The following is a 13871-nucleotide window of genomic DNA, read 5'->3' on the forward strand; positions in this document are numbered from 1 at the left end:
ATCGTCCGCCTTGTTCACCCCGTCGACCGCTACGATGCCTCGGCGCGCCACCTCGTCAGGCCAATGACCCCACGAAGCTACCTACGCCTCGCGCTCCTCGCCGCCCTTCTACTTGTTGCGTGGCTAGCCTACCGGCCGGGCCTGAGCGGTGGCTTTGTCTTCGACGACTTCGCGAATCTACCCGCCCTCGGCGAAACCGGGCCGATCGATAACGCGGCTGCTTTTGCCCGCTACATCACATCCGGCACCGCCGACCCCATCGGCCGACCGCTGGCCATGGCCAGTTTTCTGATCGACGCCCACGACTGGCCGGCACAGCCGGAGCCATTCAAGCGGTCGAACGTCATCCTTCACCTCCTCAATTGTGCGCTGCTCTACGCATTGCTCCGTGCCTTCGGGCGCGCGTGGGCGCGTGGGGAATCCGAGGCCACCACGGCGACCCGCATGGACTATGCGGCACTGATCGCCTCAGGCCTTTGGGCGCTTCATCCCCTCTTCGTTTCAACCACGCTGTACATCGTGCAGCGCGAGGCGATGTTACCGGCCACGTTCTGCCTGACTGGCCTCCTGGCATGGGTAAAGGCACGCCAACTGCTTGCCGAGGGACAAACCCGCGCCGGCGGCTTCATGGCCGTCGTCGCGATCGTGGGGTGCACATTGCTGGCGGCCCTGTCGAAAGCGAACGGACTGCTGCTGCCGTCCCTCATTCTGGTAGTCGAGGGCTTCTCGTTGCCGCCGGGGCCTCGGCCAGTTGGCCGGTCGGCAACCGTCTTCCGTGCGGCGTTAGCCGCGTGCTGGATCGCGACGGGAGCCATGGTCCTTGCACTTGTCTACCTGGCCTGGGCGGGCATCGTTCATGGGATCCCGCATCGTCCATGGACTGAAGCCCAACGGCTGCTCACCGAGCCTCGCATCGTCTGGCAATACCTCGGCCAGCTGTGGCTCCCCCATCCCTATACCGCAGGCGTCTTCAACGATACGACGGCGGTCTCGACGCATCTGTGGCGCCCGTGGACCACGTTCCTAGCGATCGCTGGCCTTGTCGTGCTGTGTCTGTTTGCATGGTTCGGCAGGCGTCTGTCGCCCGCGATTGCCGGGGCCATTCTGTTCTTTCTGACGGGTCATCTGCTCGAATCAAGCAGCGTGCCGCTTGAACTGTACTTCGAGCACCGGAACTATCTGCCGGCCCTGCTGATGTTCTGGCCGGCGGGCCTGTGGTTGGTCGGCGTCCCTATGAACCTTCGAGCCAGATCCGCGAAGCCCGTCTTTCCCTTGCTGCGAGTGCGCTATGCACTTACCGCCGTCCTGATCATGTCGATGGCAGGAATGACTTACGCCAATGCTTCCGTTTGGGGCGACAATGCACATCAGGGGACCTTGTGGGCTCGCCTTAACCCGACCTCCGCTCGCGCCCAGGTCACCGCCGCACAGGAAGAGATTCAGCATGGGACGCCATCCCGAGCCATCGCGCGCCTGACGCCCCTACTCGCGGCCAAACCCGAGGAAGTGCAGATTGCGTTCAACCTGATCGCCGCGCATTGCCAGGCGAGTGATCTTTCCGAGACGGACATGGCGACCGCTCGCCGGGCATTGCACCTCACTCGCGATCCCGGCGCGCTCATCGCTGGCTGGTACGCACGCACCATCCCAGTCGCTCAAGAAGGTGAATGCCCAGGCCTGTCGCTCGCTGGCCTCAAGGACCTCACTCAGGCGGGACTCGACAATCCGAACCTTCCGCCTGGGCGCAAACAGGATCTCGAACACGCGCTAGGCGAAATAGCGTTGGCGACGAATGATCCGAAGGCCGCCCTCCTTCATTTCAATCGCGGCCTCGAGCTGGATCCTCACGAAACCGTTGCCCTGCGCCAGGCAGCGGAACTCGGCTCGGCCGGCCACGCTGAACTCGGTCTCCAGCATCTCTCGGTATATGACAGCCTTCCCATTGCTGCCGATGCCACTGGCCCCGGCATGGCGACGGTTCACGCCTGGGTGCTACAACGCCAGGCTTACTGGCCCCGCGAACGGGCACGCCTCGTCGCCACACTGAAAGCAGATGCCGGAGTCAGCCCATGATGTGGCGCAACGTCGGACACCATATGTCGCGCCCATGGGTCATCTTCTGCCTGGGATTGGTCGTCACTGTTGTTGTCTATTGGCCCGGCCTCTCAGGAACGTGGCTGTTCGACGACTATCCGAACATCGTCGACAACGTTGGGGTTCATCCCAAAAGCTGGAGTATTCCAGACCTTGTCAGCGCAGCGCTTTCTTCACCGGCGAGCGATTTCAAACGCCCCCTGGCCTCGCTGAGCTTTGCCATCAACTACCTCATCACGGGCGCCAATGCGCCTGCGATGAAGTTCACGAACCTGTGCATCCATTTACTCAACGGCTTCGCGGCCTTCCTCTTCCTCAGGTCGCTCCTGCGCGCAGCAGGCGAAGATCGGCCGGACTCGACGGTCAGCGATCGCAAAGCGGCACTCATAGCGGCCGCATGGCTGGTGCTGCCAATCAACGTATCCTCTGTGCTGTACGTGGTGCAGCGCATGGAGAGCATGGCTAATCTCGCTGTGCTGCTCGGTCTTTGGGGCTACGTGGCCGGACGTCGACGTATGCTCGGCGAAAAGCGTTACGGATGCCTTCTTGCCGCAGGTAGCGTGCTGGGTGCAACCGCCATCGGGGCGTTGGCGAAAGAAACAGCTGTCATGCTTCCGCTGTACGCCTTCCTGATCGAATGGTTCGTGTTCCGAGGCCACAGCTCGAGTGCGCGTGGCCACGCCATTGACCGGCGCGTTGCAGGCTTCTTCGTCGTTTTTCTTCTGATCCCCATGACGGCCGGCGCTATATGGCTACTGCCGGGCCTGCTGAATCCGTCCACCTGGGTCACGCGTGATTTCACGTTGTCGACCCGACTGTTGAGCGAGGGACGCATCGTCCTTGACTACATTGCGTGGACGCTCATTCCCACTCCCGGCGCGCTCTCGTTTTACCACGACGACTTTGTCGTTTCGCAGGGCTTGCTCTCACCCGTCACGACCGCCCTGTCACTTGCTGGCATCGTCGCCCTGCTCTGCGTATCGCTCTGGCTACGGAAACGGCTCCCGCTGGCAGGGCTTGGCATTGCCCTGTTCTTCGGCTGCCATCTGCTGACTGGAACGGTGCTGCCGCTCGAACTGGTGTATGAGCATCGCAACTATTTTCCGAGCCTGGGTCTTCTGCTCACCCTTCTGGTCACGCTCACGGCCGTTCCCCCGTCGCGCGCACTTGCCCAGACTCTCGCGCGGCTCTGCCTTGGCCTGTTTGCGCTGCTTTGGCTCTTCATCACGTGGTCGACCGCGGAAGCCTGGGGCAACCCACTATCGCTCGCACGTGAACTCGCTTTCAGGGCGCCGGACTCGCCGCGCGCGCAATACGAGTTGGGTCGCACCTACATCATCTACTCAAACTATGATCCGACCTCGCCATTCATTCCGCTCGTGTATGAGCCACTGGAACGGGCGGCACGAGTTCCTGGGTCGTCGATCCTGCCGGAGCAGGCGCTTATTTTCATGACGTCGAGAATGCACCTTCCCGTCAAGGACGCTTGGTGGGACAGCATTGATGACAAGTTGAGAAAGCATCCTGCGACGATCCAGGATGAAAGTTCACTTGACGCCCTGGCCCAGTGCCTCCGTCAGACGGCGTGCACCTTCCCACCCGAGCGCCTCTACGGCGCATTCGGTGCAGCACTTTCGCATGAGCGGCGCAGCCCACGCCTTTTGGCCATGTATGCCATGTTCGCCTGGGACACCATCAAGGACAAGCAACTCGCGTATCGCGTACAACGCGAAGCGGTTGCGGGTGCGCCCCGCGAGAGCGCCTATCGCATCGGTCTTGCCCGTTTCGCCATACAGCTGGGCGATCAGCAGGAGCTTGCTAGACAGATCAGCGAGCTCCAGACCATGAATGTTGGCGGCCGCCTCGGTGCCGATCTCGCGCCACTGCAGAATGCCTACACACGAATGGCACCGGCCAAGTGCGCGTCCACGAGTTCATCATGCGAGTATTGAAAGGCGCCCTTGCCCGAAGCAGCATGGCGACCACCGGTATCCTCGGGTTACGTGTCGCAACCCAGGCACTCACGCTGGTCCTGGTGACCCGTCTCCTCGGGCCCACGACGTACGGCACCTATATGGCTGCGGCTTCACTCGCTGTCATTCTGGGCCTCCTTCCCAATCTTGGCGCCGGTTACGTGCTGATGGCCCGAGCCGCCCGCGACGGTGCGGATGCCATCGAGAACTGGCGCTACGGATGGCCACTCAGCCTTTCCGTCGGTAGCCTGCTCACTCTCGGCTTTCCCTTTGTTGCGAGCGCGGTCACCGGAGCCTCCCTCCCAATCGTCGAACTCGCACTGATCGGCGCGGCCGAGTTGCTCGTCACGCCTCTTACGCTGCTCCTGAGCTTTGTCCTGCAGGCGCGGAACCGCGTCGCAGCGGGACAGATGCTGCTCTGGATACCCATGGCCCTTCGCGCTGTAGCGGCCGCCACCTGCATCGTCTTCTTTGCCCGCACCCCGGTGCATGTATTCGTGGTCCTGCAAGCCACAGCAGCGCTGCTGGGCCTGGGACTCGCGCTTGTCGCGACCCATCGGATCGCGCCCCTACAGTGGCGACCGCGGCGACCCTCGCGCGACGAATGGCGCTCGGGCGCCGCCTACGCCGCCATGCATATCGTCGCCGCGAACCCGACGGAACTCGACAAGATCATTTCCCCCGCACTCCTCGGAGCGCATACCGCCGGCATTTACAGCGCAACGTCGCGCGTCATGAACGCCGTCGTTATGCCGGTGGTCGGAATGCTCGTCGCCGCGCAGCCACGGCTGTTCCGACACGGTACCGCCCCGACTGAGGAAGGGCAGCGTCTGGTCGGCTTGCTCGGACGCATTTCGTTCGGGTGGGGACTGCTGAGCGCAGCCGCGCTGGCCCTGGGAGCCCCCTTGTTGCCCTACCTTCTCGGCGATGCATTCGCCGAAACGGCAGCTACCCTACCCTGGGTCGCGATGGCATCGCCGTTCATGGCGCTGCGGATGGCCGCGGGCACGGTGCTCGTGGCCTCCGGCCATCCACTTCGACGCCTGCGGTTCGAGCTGACCGGGATAGTGCTGCTGGCATTGCTACTGGGCGCGGGAGCGCGACTCTTCGACGTTCGCGGTATGGCGGTGGGCCTGACACTTGGTGAGGCATTCATGGCGAGCTACGGTTGGCATCTGGTGCGCCGCGCGCAGCAGGATTTCACGACGCCGGTGGCGTAAGGCTGCGACGCCTTCCACGCAGGAGGTCGCTCAGTGCCATGGCCAGTCCCTTCCACGGCCGCAGCGAGCGATGACGAACGCTTCGTACAAGCGCACGAAGGGTGAGGAAAAAGAAGCGCCCCGCACCCAATCCAAATCGAGCGGCCATACCGTAGCCAAGGCGACCCACCAGCAACAGATGGGCACGACTCATGTGATATTCGTAGAATATCGAGCCGTTGCCGCTGCTACCGGACCCCTCGTGAATGACCACGCCTTCAGGCACGTCCACCAAGGCGACACCACGCTGCGCCATTCGATAGCCCATCTCGATATCGTCGCCGTAGAAAAAGAACGTTTCGTCGAAAATGGGTTCGTGGACTAGCGTGTGATGCAGCATGAGGCACGCGCCGCCAAGTAAGGCGTGACCGCGCAGGCCCGGTCCCGCCGGAGAAATCGTCGCCGAAAGATGACGGTAGTAAGTTCGCGCCGGCACCAGTCCGGTTGGCCCGTCAATCGACGGCGCCGCGATGACCGGCGACTTGCCGGCTACAGCCGTACGCAAATGGCCGACCGTTCCCGGCGCCAACGAGGCGTCGCTATTGATGAGCAGCAGGTCGTACTCACCACCCCAACCGGCAATCAGTTCGACAGCGCGATTCACTCCAGCCGCAAAACCGAGGTTGACGCCGGGTTCCAGGTACACGACTTCGGTGGGGATGTGGGCCGCACCGCTACGAAGCGGGACAATCGACGCGCCATCGTCTTCGGAATTGTCGACGACCACGACGATATCGACGCCCTCGCTGGCGAGCGACTGCAGACAACGCAGAGTCATGGCTGCGGAGCGGAAGTGAAGGAGGACGGCGACGCACTTACGCACGGTCGTTTGTCCCGTCAGATGCGAAGGCCACCGTAACGAGCTCCTCGCCCGCGCGCGCAAAGAACGTAGCCGCAAGATCCGCGTGCCAGCCCACGATTGGTGCAACGAGTGCTCTTGCGCGGTTCGCGAGGCCCGGGCGCTGAGAAGCAATTCGCGCACTTTCCCGTGCAATGCTTCGCGCATGATGGCCCCGCCTAAGCGAGCGGACGTTCACAAACCCCACTTCCTCCAGCATGGTTTCCATGGCCTCGGCGCTCGGGACGCACAAGTGCCTGGGGGCCTCCAGGCCGCGCCATGCCGACCGAAAGACGCGTGCGCCAAGGCCGCGCGGATTCGGCCATGCCAGCCAGATCATTCCACCGGGCTCGAGACGACGCAGACAATGCTCGAGATCGCTTCGCATGTCAGGAACGTGTTCGATGCTGTGCCGAAGGCTGATGACGTCGAACAGCCCTTCGGGCAAACCTCCTTTCGCACCTATAAAGCCCTGAAACGCAACGAGGCCTTGCGCGACGCACGCCGAAACAGCATCGGGATCGGGATCGAGTCCCGTCGCCGACCAGCCAAGTTCACTGGCGCGGCGGAGGAACTCGCCATTGCCCGACCCGACATCGAGGACTCGGCGATGCTTGGCCTGGCGAGCGAGGAAAAGATGGCGTCCGTGATAATCGAGCTTCAGACGAAGAGGTTCGAAGGCGCAAAAAAGCAGCACGCCCAGGCGGTTAGACGGCGTCGCGTGGGCATCGAATCGCCAGTTCATGTAGCCCGTGACCAGCGCCATGAGCTGCGCCCTCGCGCCACGAAGCGATCCAGGGCCCGTCTCCGCAGTGTGCGTGTAATAGCTTCGGTAAGCTTCACCGATGGAATCGCTGGACGGCCGTGGGTCCGGATAGAGACTCGAGCATGCATCGCAGCGCCAGAAAGCCCATAGGTCGCGACCGGCCGGATCGAGGTGATCGAATACATCCCGAGCCTGTTGGCGACGCTCCGAAGCGCCGCAGGCCGGGCAAAGAGGCACCCGCTCGGTGCGCCCACCTTGCCAGGTCGCAATGACGGGGACCGCGAGCGGGTTCATGGGGCTGGTGCCTTTGTAGCTACAACTACGAGTTCGTCCGCGTGGCGAACACTGACCGTCGCGAGAAGGTCGGACGCCAACGAAAACAACGCAGCCGTGATGGACGCATAGCGAAGACCACGCTGACCGCGCTCACGCGCGATCTGCGCGCTTCTACGATAAAGGCGTCCGGTATGCACGCCCCTGCGCAGAGGTTCCACATGCGAAAACCCGGCGTCGCGGCACGCGGCGAGAAGCACGTCGAGTGCGGGCAGGCTCAGGTGCCGCGGCGCGTCATAACTCTCCCAGTGCAGGCCATAAAAACGGGCCCCCAGCGACGAAGGGTTGGGCAGGCCCATCCAAACGGTACCGCCGGGAGCCAGCATCGCGTGGACATCCCGAAGCATCGACCGGGGGTCGGGCACGTGCTCGAGACAATGACTCATCGTCACGGCATCCCAATAATCTCTCTGGCGGGTCGCACCCAGATCGGACACAAAACCTTGAGTGACTGGGATGCCGCGGTCAAGGCAAGCCGCTACGGCAGCGGTGTCTGGGTCCAGACCCTCTGCATTCCAGTTCATGGAACGCGCAAGCGCTACGAAGTCGCCGTTCCCGCAACCGATGTCCAGGAGGCGCCCGCCGCGTCCCGGCGGCAGATGCCGGCCATAGTAGTCAAGCTTGAGCCGAAGCGGCGCCAGGACGGAAAAGAACGCGAATCCCAAAGAAGATGACGGCGAGCGATGCATCCCGAATCGGCGATTGAGGTATCCGTCGATGAGTGAGGTCAACCAGCCAGCTCGCCGCGGCGCAGCGGGCGGGCGATGCGTGACGTAGTCAAAATCATAGGCGGCCGGCAGCGAGGCATCATCTGGGCGAGGATCGAGCCACGCGGTAGCGCACGATTCGCAATGCCACAACATCCATGGGTCGGTTCCGTTGACCATGGCATCCCGAGCCACACCGATGGGATCGCGACGGGCCTGTCCACACATGGGACACCGGGGCACCGCTGTCACGTCGCCGCGGGACCACCGATCACCGTTCGTCGCGCTCACTTTGCCTCCCTCGACATACCCGTCTTCACACCTTTCCAGATCATGGAAAATTGTTCGCTGCGCCTCGAATCACTTGCCATCACGACGAGTGCTGTCAGCATCATCTTCACGATTGCCCACGCCTTCCAAACGACCGGAACGTAACCGCGCCGCAAAAGCCAGACCGTGTTCCGATAAAGGTAAAAGTGTCGCAACGGGCTGCGCTCCGGCCAGACCCGCCAGCCGAACAGCCATATCCGCCGCCCGCGCTCCCCCATCCGATGGTCGAACGACAGCCACGGAATGCCGAACAACCCGTAGGCGCGTGACGTCACGCGGAACGACCACTCGGTATCAACATGGTCGATGAACATCGCGCCGTCCAGGTCTCCAATGCGATCGACCAGTTCCAACATCATCGTCGTTCCGCTGCCATTGAGATTGGCGAGCGGAAACGGCGCAGCGTCAGGACCGGGATAAGCGCGCGACCATCGCCAGCCGTGCTCGATGTAGTGGAATCCGTGCGCCAGCCCCGTTCCGGGATCGAGAAGTACGGGTCCCACGCAGCAGAGGGTGCCGGTCATGGCCTGCACCTGATTCAGGGCGGCCACCAACCCGGCAGGCGTTTCAACCGGGAACGCGGAGTCCTGATCGAGCAGCAGCACCGCGCGACATGGCGTCTCCATCGACCTGGCGCGTGCGATGCCAACATTGAGGGCTGCCGCAAGGCCGATATTGTCGGCGTTCTCGATCAGCTCGACGCGCTCCACCCGTCCCACGAGCTCACGCACGGCATCACGGGCTGCGGGCGTCGAGGCATTGTCGACGACGATGATTCGCCCGACCTCACGTAGTGAAAGTAGCTGCCGTTCGAGCAGAGCGAGATCGGGATTGAATGTGACGGTGACCGATGCGAGCTCATTGACATCAACCGGGCGCCTATCAGTCGCCATCGGAAAGCTCCATGGCACGCCGAATGCCGGCGCCGAACCGGGCCCATGCGAATCGTTTCGCAAAAGCCTTGCATCCGTCTGCGAATGTGGAACGCCCTGACGCGAGGACATTCTTCACCGCGCCGGAAAATGCCTCCGTATCTCCCGCCGGAACGAGAAAGCCCGAAACGCCCTCGGCGATCGCATCCGGCACACCACCGACGGCATAGGCAACAGTCGGAAGGCCGTGTGCGGCTGCTTCGATCGCAACCATGCCAAAGCCTTCAATGTCTCCCTGGGTGGCCTTGACCGGAAACACAGCGACATCAGCGGCCGCATAAGCGCAATCGAGTGCTTCATCGGGCAACTCGCCATACATCGCTATGTTGTCCTGGAACCCCATCGCGACAGCATGCTGGTTCACAGCTTCCCTGATGCCTTGACGCCCCTGGTTCAGAGCATCCGGCGCGTCGTTGCCCACCACGGCCAGGAGAAGTGACGGATCATCCGCCAGCAAGCGAGGCAACACATCGGTGACGAAATCGAGCAAGCCTTTGCGCTCCGTCAGGCGACCTACGCAGAGGAGTACCCGGCGACCTGTCCAGCCGCGACTCGCGCGAAACGCTTCGACGGCATCGGTGTCAGGCGGAGCCGTGGGGATCATCACGCCGGGGTGGACGATGTGAATTCTGTCGGCCAGCACGCCGGCTTCGCGCGCGAGGCCAGCCGTGTTCGCGCTATTGGCAATACAGACGTCGCAGCGGCGAATGAAAGGTAGCCAGAGCAAGCGATAAATAGGGCTTTTCGTGACGATGTCGAGGCCGTGCACGTAGACCACTGCCCGCGCTCCGACCATGCGGGAGGTCAACCACACGATAGGTGCGCACAATCCACTTCCGGCCAGTACATGCGACGGTCGCACCGATCGTGCGAGTCGCAATGAGCCGATGAGCGATTCTGCGAAGAACCGCCAGAGCGGTTTCAAGGTACATGTGACGACGCGCGAAGCGGCTGACAGAACGACGTCGCTCCCGCGTGGTCCGACGACATCGACCGGTATACCGAGCGCAAGCTCCTGGACCAGATGCAGATTCAACCTTTCCATTCCGCCGCGAAGGGGCGGCAGGTTACGTGTAACTAGCAGGACGCGTTCCACGCGGGCTTACTCCCCTGCCCGCCCGCAATAGTGATAAACCTGATATTGCCAGTCCATTGGCCAGATCGCGAGCGATAGTGCCTGCAGGGCACGCACGGGCCAGGTCCACCACTTGCCGTGGACGATCCAGCGCCAGCTGAGGGGGTGAAGGTCACGGCGATGGCGGTGCACGGACAGACCCGCCGATTCGAAGAGAGATCCCCACACGTCTAGGGACATCACGTCTTCCTTGACCTTGACCTGATGCGTACCGCCATAGAGACCGAGGCGTCGGCTCAGGAAGCCGGCGTTGGGTACCAGCAGCAGGAACTGTGCGCCTGTTCGCGACACACGGATCATTTCCCGAAGCGCCGCCGGCTTGTCGACGAAGTGCTCCAGCGATCCCATGCAGGTGATGACGTCAAAGCTGGCATCCGGAAAAGGCAGCCTCTCGGCGGGTCCAGCGTGGAAAGCGCCCTGCGGATATGCTGCACGGCACGCGTCGATCGCACGACCGGATAGATCGACCCCGCTGATGCTGCGCGCTCCCATCTTGGCGAAATGGCCCAACCAGACACCCGTCCCACATGCGACGTCGAGGACGTCACCTCCGGAAACCCTGGTCAGTTCGCGTGCCGCCAGGCGGCAATGCCAGGGCAGCGGATGCTGGCTGGGTCGCGCGCCGTAGTATTCGTCATCGTAGAACTCACGAATATGGTCAAGCTGCTGGCTTTCGTCTGCATCGATGGGGGTCATCGCTGTGCGCTCCCGTCCGTGGGTCGGTACGTCAGCGAGGTGATTTGCTCGGACACCAGCCCGATCAGGAAAACGATCACGGCCGCGCTCCACATCAACGCGCTGCCATTGGTGAGGCGTCCCTCAGTCAGGAACGTGCGCGCGTAGTTCGCGCATCCCAGGAAGAAAAACAGTGCGCTTGCCGGGAAGAATAGCTTCAACGGCGAATACAACGTCGCAATCTTGAAGATGATCAGGAGAAAGCGCACGCCATCCTTCAGTGGCTTGATGTGGCTCTTGCCGACTCGCTGTCCTGCCTTGATTGGTTCATAGGCCACGCCGTATGCGCTCCGGAAAAACGCCATAGTGCTGGTAGTCGGATAAGAAAAGCCGTTCGGCAAAAGATGAATGAATTCGCGGAAGCGGCTTGCGCGGGCCACGCGAAAGCCAGAGGTCAGGTCGGCCACAGCCTGACCCGTCATCTTGCTGGCAAGCCAGTTGTAAACCGTATTGGCCACCCCGCGACCGACGCCCGCTTGGCTCTCCCAGTCGCGGGCGCCGACCACCATGTCATAGCCCTGGTCCAGCCGCGCCAGCAGGCGGTCGATGTCGACCGGATCATGCTGGCCGTCCCCATCCATGAATACCAGGACCTCCGCTGTCGCCGCGCGGGCCCCACGCTTGATCGCTGCCCCATTGCCCATCGAATAGGGCGAAGAAAGGCAGATAACATCCGACGCCGCGCACACGGCACGCGTGTCGTCGGTGGACCCGTCGTCCACCACGATGATCTCGGCGCCCGGCTGGGCGGCGGTCAGGCGGGGCAAAAGGTCTCGCAGTGCGGCCGCCTCGTTCTTGGCGGGCAGGATAATGCTGATACGGCTCAAGATAACTCCCCGATGGTCGTTGAATCATAAGGGATATCCCCCGCCGGAAACGAGACGCGGACGGCGGAGTCCACAGATTCATGACAGCGAGGGCTTCACGCGTCCGCACGTGACCAAATCCACAATCTAGAGTAGATTCAGGCGCGTATCTCGGGGAAACGGGACCCAACATGGCTTCACAAATGCAGGCGCCGATGCTGGCAGGTCTGACGGGTATGGCACGCCGGTTAGTCACCGAGGGCGTCTTGCCCGAGGCGGACGTGCGCAAGGCGGTCCAGGACTCGGCGGAAAAGCGGGTCTCGCTGTCCTCCTGGCTGGTGGATCACAACCTTGTGGACAGTCCGAGACTGTCCCAGGTGGCATCGTCCGAGTTCGGCATGCCGCTGATGGACATCGGGAACATGGTCCCGGCCAACATGCCGTTGGACCTGGTTACCGAGGCACTCATCTCCAAGCACCAGGCCCTGCCCCTGTTCAAGCGCGGCAAGCGCCTGTTCGTCGGCATTGCCGATCCGATGCAGTCGCATGCGCTGGACGAGATCAAGTTCCACTCGAACCATATGGTCGAGCCGGTGCTGGTCGAGCGCAGCCAGCTGCGTCGGATCATCGATAGCGCCCTCGCCTCGATGAATTCGCAGGTCTCTGGTTACGAGGACGGCACGCTCGACGAGCTGTCCCTCGAAGGCGGCGACGATGAAGGCGAAACGACTGGCATCGACGCCACAGCCGGCGACGACGCCCCGATCGTCAAGTTCGTCAACAAGATCCTGGTCGACGCGATCAAACGCGGTGCCTCGGATATCCATTTCGAACCTTTCGAAACGGTCTACCGCGTGCGCCTGCGCATGGACGGCATCCTGCGCGTGGTCGCCACGGCGCCGATCAAGCTGGGCAACCGCTTCGCCTCGCGCCTGAAGGTGATGAGCGGCCTGGATATCGCCGAGCGGCGCATTCCGCAGGACGGCCGCATCAAGCTCAACCTGACCAAAACCCGGGCGATCGACTTCCGCGTGAGCACCCTGCCGACCCTGTTCGGCGAGAAGATCGTGCTGCGTATTCTCGACGGATCCTCGGCCAAACTGGGCATCGACAAGCTCGGCTACGAAGAAGTCCAGAAGAACCTCTACCTCGACGCTATCGAAAAGCCTTACGGCATGGTGCTGGTCACCGGTCCGACCGGCTCCGGTAAGACGGTCTCGTTGTACACGGCTCTCAACATCCTCAACACCGAGGGGCGCAACATCTCCACGGTGGAAGACCCGGTCGAAATCCGCGTCGAAGGTATCAACCAGGTCCAGCAGAACGTCAAACGCGGCATGACCTTCGCCGCCGCCCTGCGCTCGTTCCTGCGCCAGGATCCGGACGTGATCATGGTCGGCGAAATCCGCGACCTCGAGACCGCCGAGATTGCGGTCAAAGCGGCGCAGACAGGTCACATGGTCCTTTCGACCCTGCACACCAACGACGCACCACAGACCATTGCCCGCCTGATGAACATGGGCATTGCGCCCTACAACATCATTTCGTCGGTCACCCTGATCATCGCCCAGCGCCTGGCCCGCCGCCTGCATGACTGCAAGCGAGAGATCGTCCTGCCCGCGACCGCGCTGCTAGCCGAAGGTTATACCCAGGAAGAAATCGATACCGGCTTCAAGGTTTACGAAGCCGTCGGCTGCGACAGCTGCAACGAGGGCTATAAGGGTCGCGTGGGCATCTACCAGGTCATGCCGATGGTCGAGGACATCCAGAAGATCGTCCTGGAGGGCGGCAATGCCATGCAGATCGGCGAAGTGGCCCGCAGGAACGGCATCAATGACCTCCGCGCGTCCGCCCTGCTCAAGGTCCGCAATGGCATGACCAGCCTGGCCGAGATCAACCGGGTTACCAAGGACTGACAGCCCGACAAGCCATCCGGCTCGCCCAAGATGTGCGCCAGATGGCA

Annotated in this window: 11 protein-coding genes; 4 read left to right on the top strand and 7 right to left on the bottom strand. The window is 62.6% G+C overall.

Annotated features, from left to right (window positions below):
- Nucleotides 1-444: 444 nt before the first annotated feature.
- Genes C8J98_RS18570 through C8J98_RS18580 form a run of 3 tightly spaced genes read left to right on the top strand, consistent with a single transcriptional unit; the run spans nucleotide 445 to nucleotide 5287 of the window.
- Nucleotides 445-2073: a tetratricopeptide repeat protein gene (locus C8J98_RS18570; protein WP_146171672.1), complete on the top strand. Its 1629-nt coding sequence runs from the start codon at nucleotides 445-447 to the stop codon at nucleotides 2071-2073.
- On the top strand, nucleotides 2070-4046 hold the full coding sequence (locus C8J98_RS18575) for a hypothetical protein (protein ID WP_233260290.1): 1977 nt from the start codon (nucleotides 2070-2072) through the stop codon (nucleotides 4044-4046). The genes C8J98_RS18570 and C8J98_RS18575 overlap by 4 nt, the downstream gene beginning before the upstream one ends.
- Nucleotides 4034-5287 carry an oligosaccharide flippase family protein gene (locus tag C8J98_RS18580; RefSeq protein ID WP_107914808.1) on the top strand — a complete coding sequence of 418 codons (1254 nt, stop codon included), beginning with the start codon at nucleotides 4034-4036 and terminating at the stop codon, nucleotides 5285-5287. The genes C8J98_RS18575 and C8J98_RS18580 overlap by 13 nt, the downstream gene beginning before the upstream one ends.
- On the opposite strand, the gene C8J98_RS18585 is transcribed toward C8J98_RS18580, so the two are convergent.
- The 7 genes from C8J98_RS18585 to C8J98_RS18615 form a co-directional block, all read right to left on the bottom strand.
- Entirely contained in the window at nucleotides 5268-6149 is an 882-nt protein-coding gene (locus tag C8J98_RS18585) for a glycosyltransferase family 2 protein (protein ID WP_107914810.1), read from the bottom strand. The two genes, C8J98_RS18580 and C8J98_RS18585, sit on opposite strands and share 20 nt — an antisense overlap.
- The gene (locus C8J98_RS18590; RefSeq protein ID WP_158272755.1) at nucleotides 6142-6930 is read right to left on the bottom strand and encodes a class I SAM-dependent methyltransferase; all 789 of its coding nucleotides are present in this window, start codon (nucleotides 6928-6930) and stop codon (nucleotides 6142-6144) included. Before C8J98_RS18590 ends, C8J98_RS18585 begins: the two co-directional genes overlap by 8 nt.
- Before the next feature lie 290 nt (nucleotides 6931-7220).
- Nucleotides 7221-8150 carry a class I SAM-dependent methyltransferase gene (locus tag C8J98_RS18595; RefSeq protein WP_158272756.1) on the bottom strand — a complete coding sequence of 310 codons (930 nt, stop codon included), beginning with the start codon at nucleotides 8148-8150 and terminating at the stop codon, nucleotides 7221-7223.
- A 107-nt stretch (nucleotides 8151-8257) separates the two neighbouring features.
- Entirely contained in the window at nucleotides 8258-9193 is a 936-nt protein-coding gene (locus C8J98_RS18600) for a glycosyltransferase (protein WP_158272757.1), read from the bottom strand.
- Complete coding sequence (locus tag C8J98_RS18605; RefSeq protein ID WP_107914818.1) at nucleotides 9183-10277, bottom strand: glycosyltransferase family 4 protein; 1095 nt, start codon at nucleotides 10275-10277, stop codon at nucleotides 9183-9185. The genes C8J98_RS18600 and C8J98_RS18605 overlap by 11 nt, the downstream gene beginning before the upstream one ends.
- Nucleotides 10278-10334: 57 nt before the next feature.
- A complete protein-coding gene (locus C8J98_RS18610; RefSeq protein WP_107914820.1) occupies nucleotides 10335-11063 on the bottom strand; it encodes a class I SAM-dependent methyltransferase in 729 nt (242 codons plus the stop codon).
- Nucleotides 11060-11929 carry a glycosyltransferase family 2 protein gene (locus C8J98_RS18615; RefSeq protein ID WP_107914822.1) on the bottom strand — a complete coding sequence of 290 codons (870 nt, stop codon included), beginning with the start codon at nucleotides 11927-11929 and terminating at the stop codon, nucleotides 11060-11062. The genes C8J98_RS18610 and C8J98_RS18615 overlap by 4 nt, the downstream gene beginning before the upstream one ends.
- A 170-nt stretch (nucleotides 11930-12099) precedes the next feature.
- Here C8J98_RS18615 and pilB point away from each other — a divergent pair, with 170 nt between their 5' ends.
- A complete protein-coding gene (pilB, locus tag C8J98_RS18620; RefSeq protein ID WP_107914824.1) occupies nucleotides 12100-13824 on the top strand; it encodes a type IV-A pilus assembly ATPase PilB in 1725 nt (574 codons plus the stop codon).
- Nucleotides 13825-13871 lie beyond the last annotated feature (47 nt).

The organism is Luteibacter sp. OK325 (genome assembly GCF_003050935.1).
In the GTDB taxonomy this organism is placed as follows: Bacteria; Pseudomonadota; Gammaproteobacteria; order Xanthomonadales; family Rhodanobacteraceae; genus Luteibacter.

Excerpts from the sequence above, each read along its gene's own strand:
- C8J98_RS18570 (WP_146171672.1), top strand. The coding sequence starts at position 445 with ATGGACTATGCGGCACTGATCGCCTCAGGCCTTTGGGCGCTTCATCCC.
- C8J98_RS18575 (WP_233260290.1), top strand. The coding sequence starts at position 2,070 with ATGATGTGGCGCAACGTCGGACACCATATGTCGCGCCCATGGGTCATC.
- C8J98_RS18580 (WP_107914808.1), top strand. The coding sequence starts at position 4,034 with ATGCGAGTATTGAAAGGCGCCCTTGCCCGAAGCAGCATGGCGACCACC.
- C8J98_RS18590 (WP_158272755.1), bottom strand. The coding sequence starts at position 6,930 with ATGGCGCTGGTCACGGGCTACATGAACTGGCGATTCGATGCCCACGCG.
- C8J98_RS18595 (WP_158272756.1), bottom strand. The coding sequence starts at position 8,150 with ATGGTCAACGGAACCGACCCATGGATGTTGTGGCATTGCGAATCGTGC.
- C8J98_RS18600 (WP_158272757.1), bottom strand. The coding sequence starts at position 9,193 with ATGGCGACTGATAGGCGCCCGGTTGATGTCAATGAGCTCGCATCGGTC.
- C8J98_RS18605 (WP_107914818.1), bottom strand. The coding sequence starts at position 10,277 with ATGGAAAGGTTGAATCTGCATCTGGTCCAGGAGCTTGCGCTCGGTATA.
- C8J98_RS18610 (WP_107914820.1), bottom strand. The coding sequence starts at position 11,063 with ATGACCCCCATCGATGCAGACGAAAGCCAGCAGCTTGACCATATTCGT.
- pilB (WP_107914824.1), top strand. The coding sequence starts at position 12,100 with ATGGCTTCACAAATGCAGGCGCCGATGCTGGCAGGTCTGACGGGTATG.